Source organism: Priestia sp. SRI_019 (assembly GCF_057586255.1).
This window is the reverse complement of sequence record NZ_JBYCZN010000003.1, coordinates 399312-415710: the sequence shown is the minus strand read 5'-3', so window position 1 is coordinate 415710 and position 16399 is coordinate 399312. Positions and strand designations below refer to the sequence as shown.

17 protein-coding genes are annotated in these 16399 nt (G+C 38.0%); 7 read left to right on the top strand and 10 right to left on the bottom strand.

Annotation, left to right across the window (positions count from 1 at the left end; translation table 11 throughout):
- Window positions 1-240 precede the first annotated feature (240 nt).
- From AC2YJL_RS20395 to galE, 3 genes are all read right to left on the bottom strand, one after another.
- A complete protein-coding gene (locus AC2YJL_RS20395) occupies window positions 241-441 on the bottom strand; it encodes a PepSY domain-containing protein (protein ID WP_487374915.1) in 201 nt (66 codons plus the stop codon).
- A 393-nt stretch (window positions 442-834) separates the two neighbouring features.
- Window positions 835-1017, bottom strand: coding sequence for a DUF3973 domain-containing protein (locus AC2YJL_RS20390; RefSeq protein WP_013055747.1), 183 nt, complete (start codon window positions 1015-1017; stop codon window positions 835-837).
- Between the two features lie 230 nt (window positions 1018-1247).
- Complete coding sequence (gene galE, locus AC2YJL_RS20385) at window positions 1248-2228, bottom strand: UDP-glucose 4-epimerase GalE (RefSeq protein WP_487374914.1); 981 nt, start codon at window positions 2226-2228, stop codon at window positions 1248-1250.
- A gap of 239 nt (window positions 2229-2467) precedes the next feature.
- On the opposite strand from galE, the gene AC2YJL_RS20380 reads away from it, so the two are divergent.
- Entirely contained in the window at window positions 2468-3484 is a 1017-nt protein-coding gene (locus tag AC2YJL_RS20380) for an acyltransferase family protein (protein ID WP_487374913.1), read from the top strand.
- A gap of 38 nt (window positions 3485-3522) precedes the next feature.
- Here AC2YJL_RS20380 and AC2YJL_RS20375 read toward each other — a convergent pair whose 3' ends face one another.
- Together AC2YJL_RS20375 and AC2YJL_RS20370 are read right to left on the bottom strand one after the other, a co-directional pair.
- Complete coding sequence (locus AC2YJL_RS20375) at window positions 3523-4407, bottom strand: fumarylacetoacetate hydrolase family protein (RefSeq protein WP_098333749.1); 885 nt, start codon at window positions 4405-4407, stop codon at window positions 3523-3525.
- Window positions 4404-5603, bottom strand: a complete 1200-nt coding sequence (locus AC2YJL_RS20370) for an amidase (protein WP_230931921.1) — start codon at window positions 5601-5603, stop codon at window positions 4404-4406. Before AC2YJL_RS20370 ends, AC2YJL_RS20375 begins: the two co-directional genes overlap by 4 nt.
- Window positions 5604-5806: 203 nt before the next feature.
- On the opposite strand from AC2YJL_RS20370, the gene AC2YJL_RS20365 reads away from it, so the two are divergent.
- The 3 genes from AC2YJL_RS20365 (at window position 5807) to AC2YJL_RS20355 (ending at window position 8496) form a co-directional block, all read left to right on the top strand.
- The gene (locus AC2YJL_RS20365; RefSeq protein ID WP_487374912.1) at window positions 5807-6517 is read left to right on the top strand and encodes a M50 family metallopeptidase; all 711 of its coding nucleotides are present in this window, start codon (window positions 5807-5809) and stop codon (window positions 6515-6517) included.
- 148 nt (window positions 6518-6665) lie between these two features.
- The gene (locus AC2YJL_RS20360) at window positions 6666-7379 is read left to right on the top strand and encodes a suppressor of fused domain protein (protein WP_251567323.1); all 714 of its coding nucleotides are present in this window, start codon (window positions 6666-6668) and stop codon (window positions 7377-7379) included.
- Window positions 7380-7563: 184 nt separating this feature from the next.
- Window positions 7564-8496, top strand: coding sequence for an aldo/keto reductase (locus tag AC2YJL_RS20355; RefSeq protein WP_487374911.1), 933 nt, complete (start codon window positions 7564-7566; stop codon window positions 8494-8496).
- A gap of 37 nt (window positions 8497-8533) precedes the next feature.
- Here the strand turns inward: AC2YJL_RS20355 and AC2YJL_RS20350 are convergent, their stop codons facing one another.
- Entirely contained in the window at window positions 8534-8887 is a 354-nt protein-coding gene (locus tag AC2YJL_RS20350; protein WP_230931915.1) for a DUF4181 domain-containing protein, read from the bottom strand.
- 31 nt (window positions 8888-8918) lie between these two features.
- Window positions 8919-9788: a LysR family transcriptional regulator gene (locus tag AC2YJL_RS20345; protein WP_487374910.1), complete on the bottom strand. Its 870-nt coding sequence runs from the start codon at window positions 9786-9788 to the stop codon at window positions 8919-8921.
- A gap of 131 nt (window positions 9789-9919) precedes the next feature.
- Between AC2YJL_RS20345 and AC2YJL_RS20340 the strand changes: the two genes are divergently transcribed.
- Both AC2YJL_RS20340 and AC2YJL_RS20335 read left to right on the top strand, forming a co-directional pair.
- Window positions 9920-10594 (top strand): class I SAM-dependent methyltransferase, encoded by a 675-nt coding sequence (locus tag AC2YJL_RS20340; protein ID WP_230931913.1) that lies wholly within the window; start codon window positions 9920-9922, stop codon window positions 10592-10594.
- A gap of 565 nt (window positions 10595-11159) precedes the next feature.
- Window positions 11160-12224 carry a L,D-transpeptidase family protein gene (locus AC2YJL_RS20335; protein WP_487374909.1) on the top strand — a complete coding sequence of 355 codons (1065 nt, stop codon included), beginning with the start codon at window positions 11160-11162 and terminating at the stop codon, window positions 12222-12224.
- Between the two features lie 58 nt (window positions 12225-12282).
- On the opposite strand, the gene AC2YJL_RS20330 is transcribed toward AC2YJL_RS20335, so the two are convergent.
- The gene (locus AC2YJL_RS20330) at window positions 12283-14214 is read right to left on the bottom strand and encodes a hypothetical protein (protein ID WP_487374908.1); all 1932 of its coding nucleotides are present in this window, start codon (window positions 14212-14214) and stop codon (window positions 12283-12285) included.
- Between the two features lie 136 nt (window positions 14215-14350).
- On the opposite strand from AC2YJL_RS20330, the gene AC2YJL_RS20325 reads away from it, so the two are divergent.
- Entirely contained in the window at window positions 14351-14944 is a 594-nt protein-coding gene (locus tag AC2YJL_RS20325) for a YdbC family protein (RefSeq protein ID WP_050688399.1), read from the top strand.
- A gap of 32 nt (window positions 14945-14976) precedes the next feature.
- Here the strand turns inward: AC2YJL_RS20325 and rpiA are convergent, their stop codons facing one another.
- Both rpiA and AC2YJL_RS20315 read right to left on the bottom strand, forming a co-directional pair.
- Window positions 14977-15645 (bottom strand): ribose-5-phosphate isomerase RpiA, encoded by a 669-nt coding sequence (rpiA, locus tag AC2YJL_RS20320; protein ID WP_013055734.1) that lies wholly within the window; start codon window positions 15643-15645, stop codon window positions 14977-14979.
- A gap of 82 nt (window positions 15646-15727) precedes the next feature.
- Complete coding sequence (locus AC2YJL_RS20315) at window positions 15728-16318, bottom strand: hypothetical protein (RefSeq protein WP_098600133.1); 591 nt, start codon at window positions 16316-16318, stop codon at window positions 15728-15730.
- Between the last annotated feature and the right edge of the window lie 81 nt (window positions 16319-16399).

The following is a 16399-nucleotide window of genomic DNA, read 5'->3' as shown; positions in this document are numbered from 1 at the left end:
GTTATGTTATAACCTATGTTTTATACATGTTCGATACTATCATACTTATAATGGGAGAGTCATAAGCAGAACGAATCAAAGAACCATAATTAGGAAGTGGTTATTTTTTACTATCACTTACCCTTTCTATTAAAGAAATAATCACTTCTTTTTTATTATTGTTACTCTTATTAATGATTTCTCTCAATAAAGAAAACCCCACTTTCAAAAAAGTGAGGTTGATTACATAATATAGGCCATTTACTGAACGTTTCGCTCTTCTTGTGCCAGCACATCAATTTCAGCGTCAATTTTCACGCTGTGGGTTTTCCCATCAAGTCCAAGAATCACAATTTCGTATTGCTTGTTAGCAAGAACAACCGATTCGATAATACCTTTATGCTGTCTTAATGCGTATGCTTTTGCACGGCTTTTAGTTAAAGGAATCGTTTTTTCTTTCAAAACATTGCCGGTTTCGGCGTTAATTTTTACTTTGTGCTCTTCTCCGTTTAACGTAAGGATGTCTACTATATAAATAGGAAGAGAGAGTATTTTACTCAGCGATATGGATTGACAATGCCTTTATATTCTTTTAACGCGAGAAGCTTTGCTTGTTCTTTCAACAAAAGTGATCGTTTTTCAGAAATCATTTGACGCCATCCTTTCTAGTTTATAAAACGGACTGCTGTTTCAATTTCTTAACGTACCATATTCTATGTATACGTCTACTAACTAGTATAGCGGGCTTGTCTTAAATTTCTCTTAATATTACATGAAAGATAGCTGAAGAAAGCTGTTATTCACTGAAAAAACTAGACCTGATTAGATCTAGCTTCTTATTGGTGAATGTGAATTCTACATCTTTTTCGTTTCGAATCGTTCTACGGCTCTCATTTGTTTGATTGATGGGGATTTGTGTACGCACATGCCCAGATGAACTTTTTGAAGCAAATAGGGATCAATGTAAAAACCATTTTGAAAGATGTTTTCTTTTTCCTGTTCGTCATGAAATTTGGAGCATCTTACACAGTAATACATATCATAACCTCCTTGCGGACTATTTTATAAATGGGGATAGTTGTGAGTGGTATATTTACCTATAGGATATGGAAAAGAATAAAAGTCGTGCTTGTTTAGCGAAAATGTCCGAAAAGGAGAAGGATTGTCCATGAGCTAAACCGCTGGTTTTTCAAAAGGATTATTTAGAACATAAATCAGTTTGATTGTAACAAAAAAGCCTCTTTCAAAGAAAAAAGAGGCACTTTTTGTTAATTTGTTACTTTTGCGCTGTTTTGATGCCAGTTCCAAGCTGATGCGATGATTTTATCTAATGAAATTCGCGCTTTCCAGCCTAATTCTGCGTGAATTTTATCAGAAGATGCAACTAGGCGTGCCGGATCTCCAGCGCGGCGGTCTGCCATCACAACATTCGCTTTTTTACCCGTTACTTTTTCACACGTTTCGATCACTTCTTTTACAGAGTAGCCAAGGCCGTTTCCAAGATTGTACGTTGCTGTTTTCTTCGTGCCGTCTAACAGTGCTTGAAGCGCTGAAATGTGAGCATTTGCTAGGTCCGTTACGTGAATGTAGTCACGGATGCACGTTCCGTCTTCAGTATCGTAGTCTGAGCCGAATACAGAGATGTTTTCACGTTCACCAAGCAGGTGCTGAAGAATGATTGGAATTAAGTGCGTTTCAGGATCATGGCACTCGCCAATTTCTGCTGTTTCGTAAGCACCCGCTGCGTTGAAGTAACGAAGTACCACATATTCCATATCGTAGGCACTTGCAAAGTCAGCTAAAATCTGTTCGATCATTAACTTTGAACGTCCGTACGGATTAATTGGGTTTGTTGCCGTATCTTCTGTAATGATATCTACAGAAGGAATCCCGTATGTAGCAGCAGTAGATGAAAAAATAAACTTTTTCACATTGTGCTTCATCATCGTTTGTAAAAGTGTTAACGTCGCAGCTACGTTGTTTTGATAATATTTAAGAGGATCTGTTACTGACTCCCCTACTAAACTATTAGCAGCAAAATGCATGACAGCATCAATTTTATGATTTGTGAATACGCTTTCTAAATCTTTCTCATTACCTAGATTTCCTTCTACGAATACCGCTTTCTCATCGATTGCCCAGCGATGACCCGTTGATAGATTATCAAGTACCACAACTTCATTTTTTTTTACTAATTCTTTTACTAGGTGGCTTCCGATATAGCCTGCTCCTCCGATGACTAAAATCATACTGTCAGTCAGCTCCTTTTTATTAAGTGTCGCTACAGATATCGTACCCGTTTCTTTTCCATTTGTAAATATTTCATTTTTCAGTCTCCTGCAGCGATACGATTATATTTTTTATTAGTATAGACAATCAATATGAACTCATTATGAAGAAAAGGGAAGGAAATTTTTATTGCTCTTTTTCACAGAGAATTAGATAATATAGCAGGAACTAATTTACTTATTAAAGGAATGAAAGCTTAATGAGCAAACACCATTCATGGCTAGATGCGCTAAAAGGAGTATGTATTCTTACAGTAGTTGCAGGGCATTCTGGCAACCCTTTTTTTCATCATTATTTCTTTTGGTTTCACATGCCTCTCTTTTTTATGATTAGCGGCTATCTGTTTCACCCACGTTCTAGAATACAAGAAGTACGAGAATGGATTTCGAAAAAATGGATGCGTTTACTTATCCCTTATTTTTCATTTGGCCTGTTAATAGCAGCCCTTATCTTTGTTCAAACATTTAACGTTCGGGAAGTGTTACTGAACATCTACCATTTATGTATTGGCGGGAGAACTCTCGGATATTATTACGGTGTTTTTTGGTTTGTCACTTGTTTATTCTTAACTCACCTTGTTTTTGCCTATGCATCTCTACTGATTAAAAGAAAAAGGTCAATGGTTCTTTTCTTAACTCTATGCTATTTTATCGCTCATATTTATGTCAGCTTTCCATTTCTTCAGCAAAAAAACATTATATGGAGCGCCAATTCCGTTTTGCTATCCATTTGTTATTACGCAATTGGATATTACAGCAGACAAGCTTTTTCGTTTGTTGAGAGAAAAAGCACTGTAATATTGAGCAGCTTGATCATCTTATTGATTGTAGCTTTAGAAAAGCTCAACGTTCTTTCTTATATATTAGATATTAAAGCAAACATTTATACATGGCTGCTTGATTTGATTATTCCTCTTTGCGCAGCAAGCATCCTTGTATATATAAGCAAAAAAATGAGCTTAACAAAGTGGAGTAAACCTTTTGAATACGTAGGAAGATCCTCGTTTACCATTATGTTTTTGCACGTACCGGTTACTATTTTAATAGAAAAATATACTGGCATATCTACTGTCTTTTTGTACATAGTAATGGGAACATTGATTCCTTTAATGTTTCATCTATTGTTCAAACAATTTCTACTTACTAACGCATTATTTTTGGGTGCGTTTCCCATTCCAAAAAAAGACAGCGGACAAACGCTTCCAGTTTCGAAGTAAACAGCAATGTAACCCCTGCAAAAACAGGGGCTACGCTGCTAGATTTGCTGAGGCACTTTCTTCATATCTTTTACTTTATTTTTTAATGGAAGCATCCCTTCAATATGACATTCAATACAGTCCCCGTCTTCAATAACAGCCGGTCCCGGCGTTCCGGTGAGGATGATGTCACCTGGATGCAGCGTCATGACTTTTGAGAAAAATGAAACACAGTATGCGATGTCGTAAATCATATTAGACACTGTATTTTCATGCTGCATGTCTCCATTTAGCAATGTGCGCACTTGAAGTGATTTTACGTTTGATATACTTTCTTTTGTAACAAATTCTGAGCCTATACTGCAAAAGGTATCAAAGCTTTTCGCTCGCATTAAGTAGCGATGATTCGCCGCATGAATATCAGCTGCGGTTACGTCAATTGCTGACGTATAACCAGCAATTACGTTTATGGCTTCATCTGGCTCTATATCCTTACACGTTTCGCCGATTACCACCGCTAGCTCCGCTTCAGCCGTTGTTTTGTAGGACTGCTTTGGAATACGAATGCTGTCTTCTGGTCCAATAATGGCGGTTGCAGGTTTTAAAAAACTAACTGGATCAATGGCACGGTCGTAGTCTTTTAGTTTTTCTTCAGAAGCGGCATAATTAAACCCAATGCCTAATAATTTCGACGGATTACTAATGATAGGAGCTGTTTTTCTGCCCTGCAAGTGCATTACAGGAAAAGAGCTGTTCATACCAAATTTATTATGGGCGTACCATGTTTCAAGGTGGCGAAGTTCTTTATATTGAATCAGAGCCCAAATTGTTGTAGACCAGTTTGTTAAATATTTAGTATTAATATCTTCTATAAGCAGAATGCTGTCATTGTCTAAAATGGCTGCTTGTTCTTTCCCTTGCTCTATTATATTTACTAACTTCATGATACGCTCCTTACCGATGCTTGAATGATACGATCGCTGTTTTCTTTTACCCAATTTAATAATTTTTCATCTTGGTTGTATCCTGCAATAAAAGATAAACCGATTGGCAAACCGTCTAGTTCTCCTGCAGGTATCGTAATTTGGGGAAGACCGCTTAGGCCGGCAATACACGTCATTTGAAGTGTTCGCAATCTTCTGTTTTCTAACTCCGGTCCTTTTGCATCTTTTACAGGCGCGGGTCCTGGAGCTGTAGGAAGTACTAATATTCCTTCTTCTCCAAGCTGTGAGTACATAAAATAGCGAAGTTCACGACGCTTTTCTTCTATATAATTCATATTTAATAATGTAAGAGTGCTCGCCCATTGAAAGCGGCTTCCGATGTCTTCTCCAAACGTTGGATTTTCTTTTTGAATCCACTCTCCGTGCGTTTGCCAGATTTCTTTTCCTTGCAGCAAACGGAAGGTTTCCATATATGTAGAAAAACCCTGAGGAGCAATCGCTATCTCTTCTATAGTAGAGAAAGACTCTATTACGTGATTTATAGACGGCGCAAGAGCTCGCATGCTTTGTTCATCCACAAGTTCCATCACATCTGTTGGTACATAAAGCCGTGTAAATCCACTAGCACGCGACGTTGAATTCAATAAAACCGCTCCTACTTTTTGCAGAGTGTGGCCGTCTCTAGCCATTACACCCACTGTATCAAAGCTTGGAGCAAGTGGAATCAGACCGTTTGTAGAAATGCGTCCGTGAGAAGGACGATACCCGAAAATACCGCAGTAGCTTGAAGGAATTCGAACCGATCCTCCCGTATCTGTTCCGATCGCAAAATCAGTTATTCCCGCTGCGACAGCAACCGCTGATCCGCTTGAAGAACCTCCCGGAATTCGATCTGCGCTTTTTGGGTTTACCGGTGTTCCGTAATGCGCGTTTTCTCCATTTAATCCGTACATAAGCTCGTCAGTATGCGTAACTCCCTTTAGTGCAGCTCCTTCTTTTAAAAGAGCAGCTACTACGTCTGCATGTTCACTTGCAGGCTGATGCGTGGAGAGCCAATCTGGATTTCCCGCACTTGATATATGTCCTTGTACATCAAATACGTCTTTTAACGCAAAACTCAAGTTATTTAACATTCCCGTTCCCGTTGGAGGTACGTAAAGATCACTGTCTACAAATGCGTTCCACGTATCTTTCATTCAACCATCTCCTCATTTCTTATATCTGTTTAGAATATAAAATTTGGAATAAGCTGGTCAATGAATGTGTCAGGTCTGTTAACATTAATATTATGCAAATCTTCCAGCTTCTCTTTTCCTAGAGAAACTAGCCGTTTTATTTCCCTTTTAGCACGTTTGCGAGTAAAGTAGAAACATATCATTTTACGAAAAGGACTATCGCGATGGAACAATCTACTACGCTTTTCTTCTTTATTTTATTAGCTTTTGTGCTAACAAGAGGCATTCCATTTATAGGTTCATTTGCTCCTAGCATTAATCAGCTGCTTCGGCATATTGGACGTTATTTTTCAAATTTAAATACGATGTTTCATGAAGATGGCCACGCGTTAATGGGGCTTATTGTCGGAAAAGGCGTCAATCGTATTGAGCTGTATACCAATAATGAAGGCATAGCTGTGACTGCCACCTACGCGGGATCCCGTGGATGGCTGCCGCGCGTCATTATTGCTTTAGCCGGGTACCCGTTCAGCTCAGCAATGGCTTATTTGTTTTTCTACCTGCTCGTTCACCATCACTACGACTGGCTTTTTTACGGGTTAGGAAGTGTGGTTGTTATTAATTTACTGCTTTGGGTACGTAACGGATACGGAATTGCGTGGCTTTTTTCTATCGGTTTGATCCTCGGTGGTATTTATTATTTACAAGACCCACAGCTTACGCGCTACAGCATGATGTTTGTTGGTGCGCTGTTACTTGTAGAATCTCTATTTTCTGCCTTTATTATTTTTGTGTTAAGCATCAAATATCCACACGATGCAGGTGACGCTACGAGTTTAAAGCAGCTTACCCATCTTTCAGCACGCTTTTGGGGTTTTTTATTTTTCGCACAGGCCGTCTATGTGGCTTATTTGATTTTTCAACTGATTTATTAAAGACAAAATTATAAAATCCCCTAAGAAAACTTTGGGAATTTTATAATTTAAAGGAATAATTTACTTTCATGCACTAAATAATGGTTTACGAGTTCCCTAAATGAGGTATATATTGGGTACTATGAAGTCGTAAAGAGGTGTGGGATACTTGTCATTATTTTTAAAGTGGAAGCAAAAGAAGCAGGAAAAAGAAGCAGAGCGTGTTCTTGAGGAATCAATCTCAAAAAGAAAAGACTACTGGAACACAATTGGACATGTCGACGGAGACGTATTAACTCATTTGTTAAATCCCATGTTTTTTGGCGGGCCTGCTTGGCCATCTGGACGTCAAACATTTATTCGCGTCCAAAAAACAGAGACGGTTATTCTCGCAAGCGACGGCTTGTCCGATCCGTTTCAATCCCCCGAAGAAAAGAGCCGAAAGCAAGGAAAAGGTTTAGAATTCTATATCGAATGCGATGATGAATCTCTGCGCGGACCTTTATCTGATATTCAGGATCACTGGGCATTTGACCTTCTTTATCAAGTGAGTCAAAATGCTGCCGCTCACCCTAATATGCTCGAACTATTTATGAAGCACGATATTCTTTCAATTGAATTTACTGATTTGGACGTACCGTCTCATTTTGTAAATGAAAATGGAGAAATTGGTGTATTGCTAGGCGTTCAGTCTCCTTCTGTTTCAGCTAGCCTCTCTTTACCTTACGAATCTATTAAACTGATTAGCATGAAGCTTCTTACACCAAACGAATTAGAGTATGTACGCGAACAAGGAGCGCAAGGACGCAGGCAGCTTGCTGAAACATTTCAGCTGTCAAAAAGTTATCATATTACCATGACTAAAAGAGAATCTCTTATTTAGAAGAGGTTCTTTTTTTATTTTTGCTATTGAAATAGAGCCCTGTAGAATATACTCCTTATTTACATGTAACTCAAGTTCACATACTTTTTTAAAGCTGCTTTTCATATGAGCGTACTATTTTTGATTCATGGTATATTTTGCTATAGTAAAAAAGAAGATATAAAAAAGGAGATGGACGTTAGACATGGCAGAAAAAGTACAGATTGGAAAATCCGAATTATATGTTAATCCTATTGGACTTGGAACAAACGCTGTAGGAGGACATAACTTATATCCTAACCTAAACGAAGAAGTTGGCAAAGACCTTGTTCATAAGGCGCTAGATAATGGCATAAACCTCCTTGATACAGCGTTCATTTATGGTCCAAAACGTTCTGAAGAACTAATTGGTGAAGTGCTAAAAGAACGTGGAAATCGTGAAGAAACGGTTATTGCCACAAAAGGAGCACATAAAATTGTTGGAGATGAGGTACTGCTAGACAACTCTCCTGCGTTTTTAAAACAGTCAGTTGAAGATAGCTTAAAACGCCTTCAAACAGATTATATCGATTTGTATTATATTCATTTCCCAGACAAAAACACACCAAAAGACGAAGCAGTTGGTGCATTAAAAGAATTAAAAGACGAAGGTAAGATCCGTTCTATTGGCGTATCAAACTTCTCGTTAGATCAGTTAAAAGAAGCAAATAAAGATGGTTATGTAGACGTGGTGCAAGGCCAATATAACTTAATTCAGCGAGAAGCAGAAAACGATATTTTACCTTATACGGCTGCAAACCGCATTTCATTTATTCCATACTTCCCGCTAGCTGCTGGTTTACTTGCTGGGAAATACGATAAAAACACAAAGTTTAATGACCTGCGCGAAGATATGCCTCATTTTATCGGGGAAGCATTTCAGCAAAATCTAGAAAAAGTAGAGCGTCTTCGTCAAATCTCTAGCGCAAAAGGTGTAGAAGTAGCTCATCTTGTTCTGGCTTGGTACTTAACGCGCGATTCAATTGATGTATTAATTCCAGGAGCAAAACGTGCTGATCAAGTACTTGATAACTTAAAAACATTAGATGTTCAGCTCACTTCTTCCGAAATTAAAGACATTGATCATATTTTTAAATAATATAAAAAGAGCTTTGCCATAGGTAAAGCTCTTTTTTCTATACAATTCCGCTGACTAATAGAACAAAAGCCGTAAAGAAGAAGCCCATCTGTACAAAGCTTGTTACGTATTCTTTTGTTTCTTGTTTATATTTCCATTCATCTATGCTTTTCAGCAAAATATGCATGCCTAAAAACCACCAAGTCACGATATAAGGCTCCACCACCATAAAAATCACATCGAGTACTAGAAAAAGAACAAAAGCTACCATGACATATTTGTCCCAACGTTCTAAAGCTAGACTTTCATACTCGTATTTGCCCCAAAATTTGCTGCGAGGTATATGAAGCACTTTTCTTAAAATTAAATCTACTACGACCGCTGCTGCTACTAGCATAATCAGTATATACATCGGCATCCCCCTTCCTTTTTATGGTATCATTTCAGCTCGTTTCTGTTAAGGTCTCAGCTACAAAGTGCTTAAACTGCTTTATTTCTTCTGTTTCGCCTTTTGTTACGATATACGTGTGTGAAGAAGGCCGGATAATTTTTTGCTGTGAAATTACGCTTAACGTTTGATTTTCAACTTCCTTTTTCACCATAGAAAATGGCAAATAAGATACGCCTAAACCTTCTTCAATAAAGCGCTTTGTAATTTCTACTTGCGTCACAGGAAGCAGCTGAATGTGAGGATAACAAGCCTTGATTTGAAGGAGTAAATCTTCCCAATAAACGGGATGATTACTCGTGAGCAGCCGGTAGGAAGATAACAGCTCCTGTTCCGTACGTGCTCCTGCAGAAAACGGAGCGACTAAGACTGCTTTTTCTTTGTGAATTAACTCATAAAACACGTCTGCCTGACCTGGAATCATCCTTGTTAATCCAATATCTGACCTTCTGTCGCTGATGTCTTTTCCCACCTGAAACGAATTTGTGATATTAACCGTGACTTCAATATGGGGATATCTCTCTACAAATTGTTTGATTAGACTCGGCAAAACTGATGCTGCTATTTGAGGAGCAGCGGATATAGTCAGTTTTCGGTTATATCCTTGCTTCCATAACTTAAAATTCCCTACTCCTTCTTCATATGCTCTCACCATTTTTTGAGCATGAGGCAAAAAAAAGCGTCCTGCCTCAGTCAGCGCGATATATTTACCTTTTTTTTCAAAAAGCTCAGCGCCTAGCTCTTGCTGCAATCGCTGAATATGCTTTGATACAGCAGGCTGCGTTAAAAATAAATCTTCAGACGCTTGTCTGAAATTTTCATAAGAAGCCGCTATGATGAATGTTTTTAACCATTTGATCTCCATTTTTTTCTCTCCATCTCTTTCTATTCATAACAAACTGGAATCAATACTGCTTATTTTTGTTTATTTTCTTTTCTATCAAACTTCTATACGATATATGTATCTCAATATTACCAAATAAAGGAGCTGTAAAAATGAAAAATAATGTGAAAGAAAAATTTAATGCTCATGCTTCTCAGTATGATGAGCAGCGCCGCAAACTCATTCCTTGTTTTTTTGATTTTTATTCTATTCCCGTTTCGCTTCTTCACTTTTCGAAAAAGCCGCTTCGCATACTTGATATCGGAGCAGGTACAGGCTTGTTTTCTTCTTTTGTTAAAGAAAAGTATCCGGATGCGCATTTCACGTTGATTGACGTCTCAGATCAAATGCTTGAAAAAGCAAAGGAGCGCTTTAAAAATGAACAGCATATGGAATTTATCGTATCAGATATAACAAGCTACGAATTTGAGCACTCATTCGACATTGTGATTTCTTCACTTGCTATTCATCATTTAGAAGACAAACAAAAACAAAAGCTGTATGAACAAATTCATAATTTACTGCATACAGGAGGAATATTTATTAATGCAGATCAAGTATTAGGCCATTCTTCTATTATTGAAGAGTTATATAAAAAAGACTGGAGCGAACGAATTGCCGCAAGCGGATTAACTCATGAGCAACTTGAGGCTGCTCATGAACGTACGAAGTTAGATAAAATGGCAACCCTACATGATCAGTTAAATTGGCTAACAGCAAGCGGGTTCAGCACAGTGGATTGCATTTATAAATTTTTTAATTTTGTTATAATGTATGCTCAAAAATAACGGTTTAAAAACTACTTGTCTCTTTGCAAGTAGTTTTTTTACTTTTTCCCTCCCTATATTCGAATAAGAATATTTATCTATTTCCGCAAAACTACGCATACTTCTTTTCCAGTTTCGTATATCTAATAATAGCTTCGTTCTCCTGAACTTTTGAATTTTTTGTACATAAAACCCATATAAAGTATTTTTATACTATTTTATGTCTTTTTATGGTATAAAAAATACAACTATGTTACAATATGATTACAAAATAATCTGTATAACGCTTTCATTTCTTTACACGAAAATGAAGAACTGGAAAGGATGTGCTGCTTATGTAAATATAAATCCGCTAGATTAGTAAACTTATATTAGTAAAATTATGCAAAACATCAAGAAAAACTTAGTTATTCTTATTATTATAAATTCCCGCTAGTAAAGTCTTTCTACTTAATGATTTCCTTATTAAGCGCATACATACAGGTATAGAAAATGCAGCTATTCGTCTTTTATTTTATTAGTGAAGAATTTATAGCACTGCCGCACCATACGTTTTTCATTAATGCAGCCTAAGGAGGCGCAGCACATGGCAAATAGAATATCAAGAACAACAATCGTACTCATAGCGGCTATTCTAGCTCTAGCCTGCTTGTTTGTAGGGGTTCCAAAAACAGAAGCTGCTTCAACACCATCTCATTTAATTATCATTAACAAAGCAACAAATAAACTCGCTTATTACCAAAATGGTTCACTGGTCCGAACGTTTTCAGTCGCAACAGGGCGCACGCAGTCTCTTACACCAGAAGGGCATTTCAAAGTAGTGAATAAAATTGTCAATCGCCCTTATTACTCAGGGAACATTCCTGGTGGAGATCCTAGAAACCCTCTTGGCAATCGCTGGCTAGGTCTAAATGCGAGAGGTACATACGGCACGACGTATGCTATTCACGGAAATAATAATCCTGCTTCCATTGGCAAATATGTAAGCAGCGGATGCGTTCGTATGTACGATGAAGAAGTGGCATGGTTATTTAGTAAAGTGACCGTCGGTACACCAGTTGTGATTACAACTTCTTCTAAATTGTTTAACGACATTGCAGCAGCAAACGGATACAATGTTTCTGGAAACTCAGGTTCTACTCCAGCTCCTTCTACAGGAACTGTTTTAAAGAAAGGCAGTAAAGGAAATGCAGTTAAAGAACTTCAGCAGAAGCTAACTTCACTTGGCTATAACACAAAAGGTACGGACGGTGTGTTCGGTGCCAATACAGATTCAGCTGTTCGTAAGTTCCAAAAAGACCACGGCTTAACCGCTGACGGCATTGTTGGTCCATCAACATATAAAGCTTTAGGAAGTTCAGGAACGAAACCGAACCCGACGACACCAACAAACCCAACAAATCCAAAGCCAACAAATCCACCAGCAGATACAGCAATTAACACAAAACAAACGCTTAAAAAAGGAAGCAAAGGCAGCAATGTTCAAGCTCTTCAAAAGAAATTAACGTCGCTTGGCTATGATACAAAAGGCACGGATGGTATCTTCGGTGCCAATACAGAAGCTGCTGTGCGTAAGTTTCAAAAAGACAATAAGCTAGCAGTTGACGGGGTTGCCGGACCTAATACTTTAACTGCTATTTCTAAACGCTAATAGAGCCTGAAATCAGGCTCTGTTTTTTTATTTATAAACCTCTTTTTACATTGACTCCTTAGTGAACCATTACGCCGTCTTTCTTTTCTATCACATACTTAATCAACTGATAAACGTTTCTCATAAGAATTTGCTGCTGATAGATATCATTTTTGGCAGGAATTACGTTTTCTATCAGTCTGCTATATTTGTAGGCTTGATCGTCTTCTTTTTGTTTATAAAGAGCGAGCCAGTCATTACGGGATCTTTCAAGCAGCTGTTCGTTGAAATAGGAATAAACGACGGTTGCAAACTCACCCGCCAATTCTTGAATAACCTGCTGTCGGTCGGTGACGGAATGATAGGTACTTGACCACCCAGACGGCTGGCTTAGAAAATGCTCGTAGACAGATGAAATAAAAGCGGACGCAATGACTGGCACCGGCCCTTCATGCTCTCCTAAGGAAATGTTCAAACATGTTTCTCTATCCATATAAGGAATGTTCAGCGACTCCATCGCTTCATAAAAAGCCTGAGAGACAGTCAAGTTTAAATAAATAGGATGCAGCTCTTGCTGCTTTTTTCTCGGTTCTGATACTAAAGCTGCCTTTAAGTCTTTATACAGAAAGTGACTCTCTTTGGATTCCTCGTGTACACATTCTAAAATAGACGTATTCCCTACTGTTAAATAGTAGTGAAGCTGCTTTTTCATAAGAGGTGAAACGCTTTTAAGCGCATAATCTATCATTTTAGCCATGGCATGTTTTTTAGCATAATCCGTACGGCAGCTTGGAGAGTTAAGCAAATCTCCGTGTGTAACACAAACGTTTACCTTAGCACCGTGACCATGTACGATGAGCTGTTGAAGAAATTGAATATTTAATTCTTTAAGCCCATGATGTACGTATAAAATAGAAGCTGCTTGTTTAAAAGAATCGTGGATGGCGCTCCTATATTCAAAACACGCATGCTCGCAAATCGCTACTCCTTTTTTAAAAGAAAAAGGGCCGCAAACTTCAATTCTACGAAACAATGGATAAATAAGACGTCCGTTATTTTCTTCTTCTTCATTTGTTAGCGCCCCAAAGGAAGACAGCTCTTTTGCTGTGAGACGACAGGATATTGGCCAGTCGTCTTCTCCTACTTCCCACGTTCCTTCCTTGTATTCTTTCAACCGTGATTCGATTGCAAGAAGCATTTGCTCGGTGATTTTCCTACATTCAAGCCGCTTGTGCCATCCCTCTGCAAAATCTCTTCCTTCTTGATCAACAGCGTCTTTTACTATTTCACTTTCTCGTTTAATTGCATCTACAAATTGTTTGAATGAACTATTTTCGTCGCTCATTCTTAAAGGAACATCATCATTAAAATAACGGGCTTTGTATGGGATATCTCCCAAAAGAGCGCGCAGATTAAAAGAGGAATCTCCGTGTAACAACTCAAAGACCAAGTCATAATCCGTGCCTCCTTCAGCATACACTTCAGCGCTTCTTAGTAGGATATTCTCCAATTTCTTTTGCACTTCACTTCGCGTAAAAAAATAGACAGCAGCTTCATAGTGTTGGGAATCCTTCACCTTATACGTAGCAGAATAAGCGCCTTTACTGCCTATTCTTAGAAAATCACATTCCTTTTTTATACCAAGAAGCTGGCGGATTAAAGCTGTTTTGCCGCTTCCTTGTTCTCCGATTACATGAATGTACTCATACTCGCTGTCAATTTGTTCGCTCGTCCTTTTTTCAATATCGTTATAAAAAGCGTTCACTACTCGTTCATCATATCTTGCTTTTGCTCTTCCTTTTGCAGTACTTGTCCAAAAATCCTGCACTCTCAGCAGTTCATTCATCTCTTCAACCAGAATGTCAATTTCATCGTGTTGCTCTGTATACATAAACCGTTTAACAAACGGGTGCGATCTTCCTCTTTCATCTTTTTTAAACGGATGCTGAAACATAATTGACCAGCCTTTTCGCATAGGAGATTGACAGGCTTTTGCACGAAAAACTTTCATTCATTTCCCCTTCTTTCCCTAACATTGTCCTATTTGAAATGTATGGCTTTTAAAGGGGGGATATGTCTATGATTTTCCTCTTTTTAGAAGGATTTTTCCTTCATTTATCGAAGTAATTAATTGAGGTGATGGGAGAATGTTGACAAAGATTGTGAAATGCAGCATACCGACTGATAAAAAAGCATCTTTTTCATATACGCAACAGCATTGGGCTGCTCTTGCACACGTGAATGGTTTCATTGGCCAACTAGGGGGTTGGAACGTGGAAGATGAAACAGATGCTTGTATTTTAGCTCTGTGGGAAGATGGAAAAACTTATCAAGAATTCATGAAGCATACTCATGATTCTATTTTTTATAAAAGCAAGCAGGATCAAACATATACAAGTTTGGACGTTTCCACATCAGATCCGTCCTACTTCATAGGAGCACGCTACAATTATTATCGAAGCAGCGCCATTGAAAGCCGTTATTTAGTAAAGACGGAAATTGAAGTCGATTTTTACGACAAAGAAGATATCCATGAGATGGTAAAAAGCTTGATAAATCCTTCTTATCGCTGTTTATCTCACGTCGTATCACCAATCGAGCATAGCAAGCTTGTCATTTTTTCATTATACGGATCTGCTTGTCCGCAAAAAACAATTGATACCTTCGTTCATCCAAATGTACTGAACGCGTCTCAATACATATATCAATTAGAGAAAAATTGGAACGTTCTTTCCAATTAAAAAATAGAAGCCTAGGCCCGACGCCAAAGCTTCTATTTTTTTATGATATGAACATCTTGATTTTGTACGGTAATGACTTCCTCCGTCATTCCTACAAACAAACCGCTTTCTACTACGCCTGGAATCCTTATCAACTGTTTTTCCAACTCAGCAGGATTTTCAATTTCCGAAAAATGGCAGTCTAGAATGTAATTTCCGTTATCGGTGATAAACGGCGTATGATCATCTAAAAGCCTAAGCTGCGGTACACAACCTGCACTGCGAATATGCTTCGCCGTCATTTCCCAGCCAAAACGTATAACTTCAACAGGAAGAGGAAAAGCTCCTAGCGTCTTCACTATTTTTTTAGAATCCGCAATCACGATAAACCGCTTCGCTGCGTACGCAATCATTTTTTCTCGAAGCAGCGCGCCTCCTCCTCCTTTAATTAAAGAAAGTTCGCTATCCACTTCATCTGCTCCGTCAATTGCTATATCAATATATTCAACATCTGCTAAGGTAACAATGGGAATACCTAGTTTCCTTGCTAGCTCTTCTGTTTTTTGAGAAGTAGGCACCGCTTTGATGTTTAATCCATTTTTTACTCGTTCACCTAGTTTTACAATTGTATAATAAGCTGTTGAACCTGTCCCTAGCCCTACAATCATTCCATCTTCAACAAATTGTGCTGCTTTTTCACCAACTGCTTGTTTTTCAATCATACAAAGGCCTCCTTACTCATATTGTACCCGTTTACATAAAAAAGCAAAAGCATTATGAACCCTTACGTAAAAACTCAGCTGACTATTCAGCTGAGTTTTTTTGAAACTGTGTATTTAGAAGAATTTTCTCTACCCAATACTGCTGTTTTGTACTGTTTGTCTGTTCGCTGCTTTTTAGTTCAAACGTATAGTAAATATACTTGTCTGAATAATCATCATTCACATAAGCATGATAAATGCTATGTTTTCCATCTCTTGTTTGTTTTTTCACATAAATCGTTGCGTTTTTACCTTTTAACATGTAATCAGGCTGAAACGCATCCATTTTATTTTGAGCTGCTTTGCTTTTTTTCTTAGAAAATAAAGCCGTTATTTTCCCAGCATTGTATGAATCATTTTCCTTCGTTGATGCTGTCCATACTTCACTTTCATCTTCACTGCTTTTATAAGAAGATTTATGAATAACATACTGAAGCGGAAACCACATTCTATATTGATTGGTATCCGAAGTAAATAATTCAAATCCATTGTCTGTTTGTTCATGATCGACCAAAAACGTACTCGTAAACTTATCTGCCTGCGCTTCACTTTTAAATTTCCCGCTTTGAAACAGCCAAATTCCTACGGCAATGACCAATGCTCCAGCTACTGATGCGGCTTTTTTTCGATCCATTGTTTCCACACACCTTTTAATACCCCTTTAACTTTTGATAATACCATATTGACGTTTATATCGTCATAAGGAGAAATAACC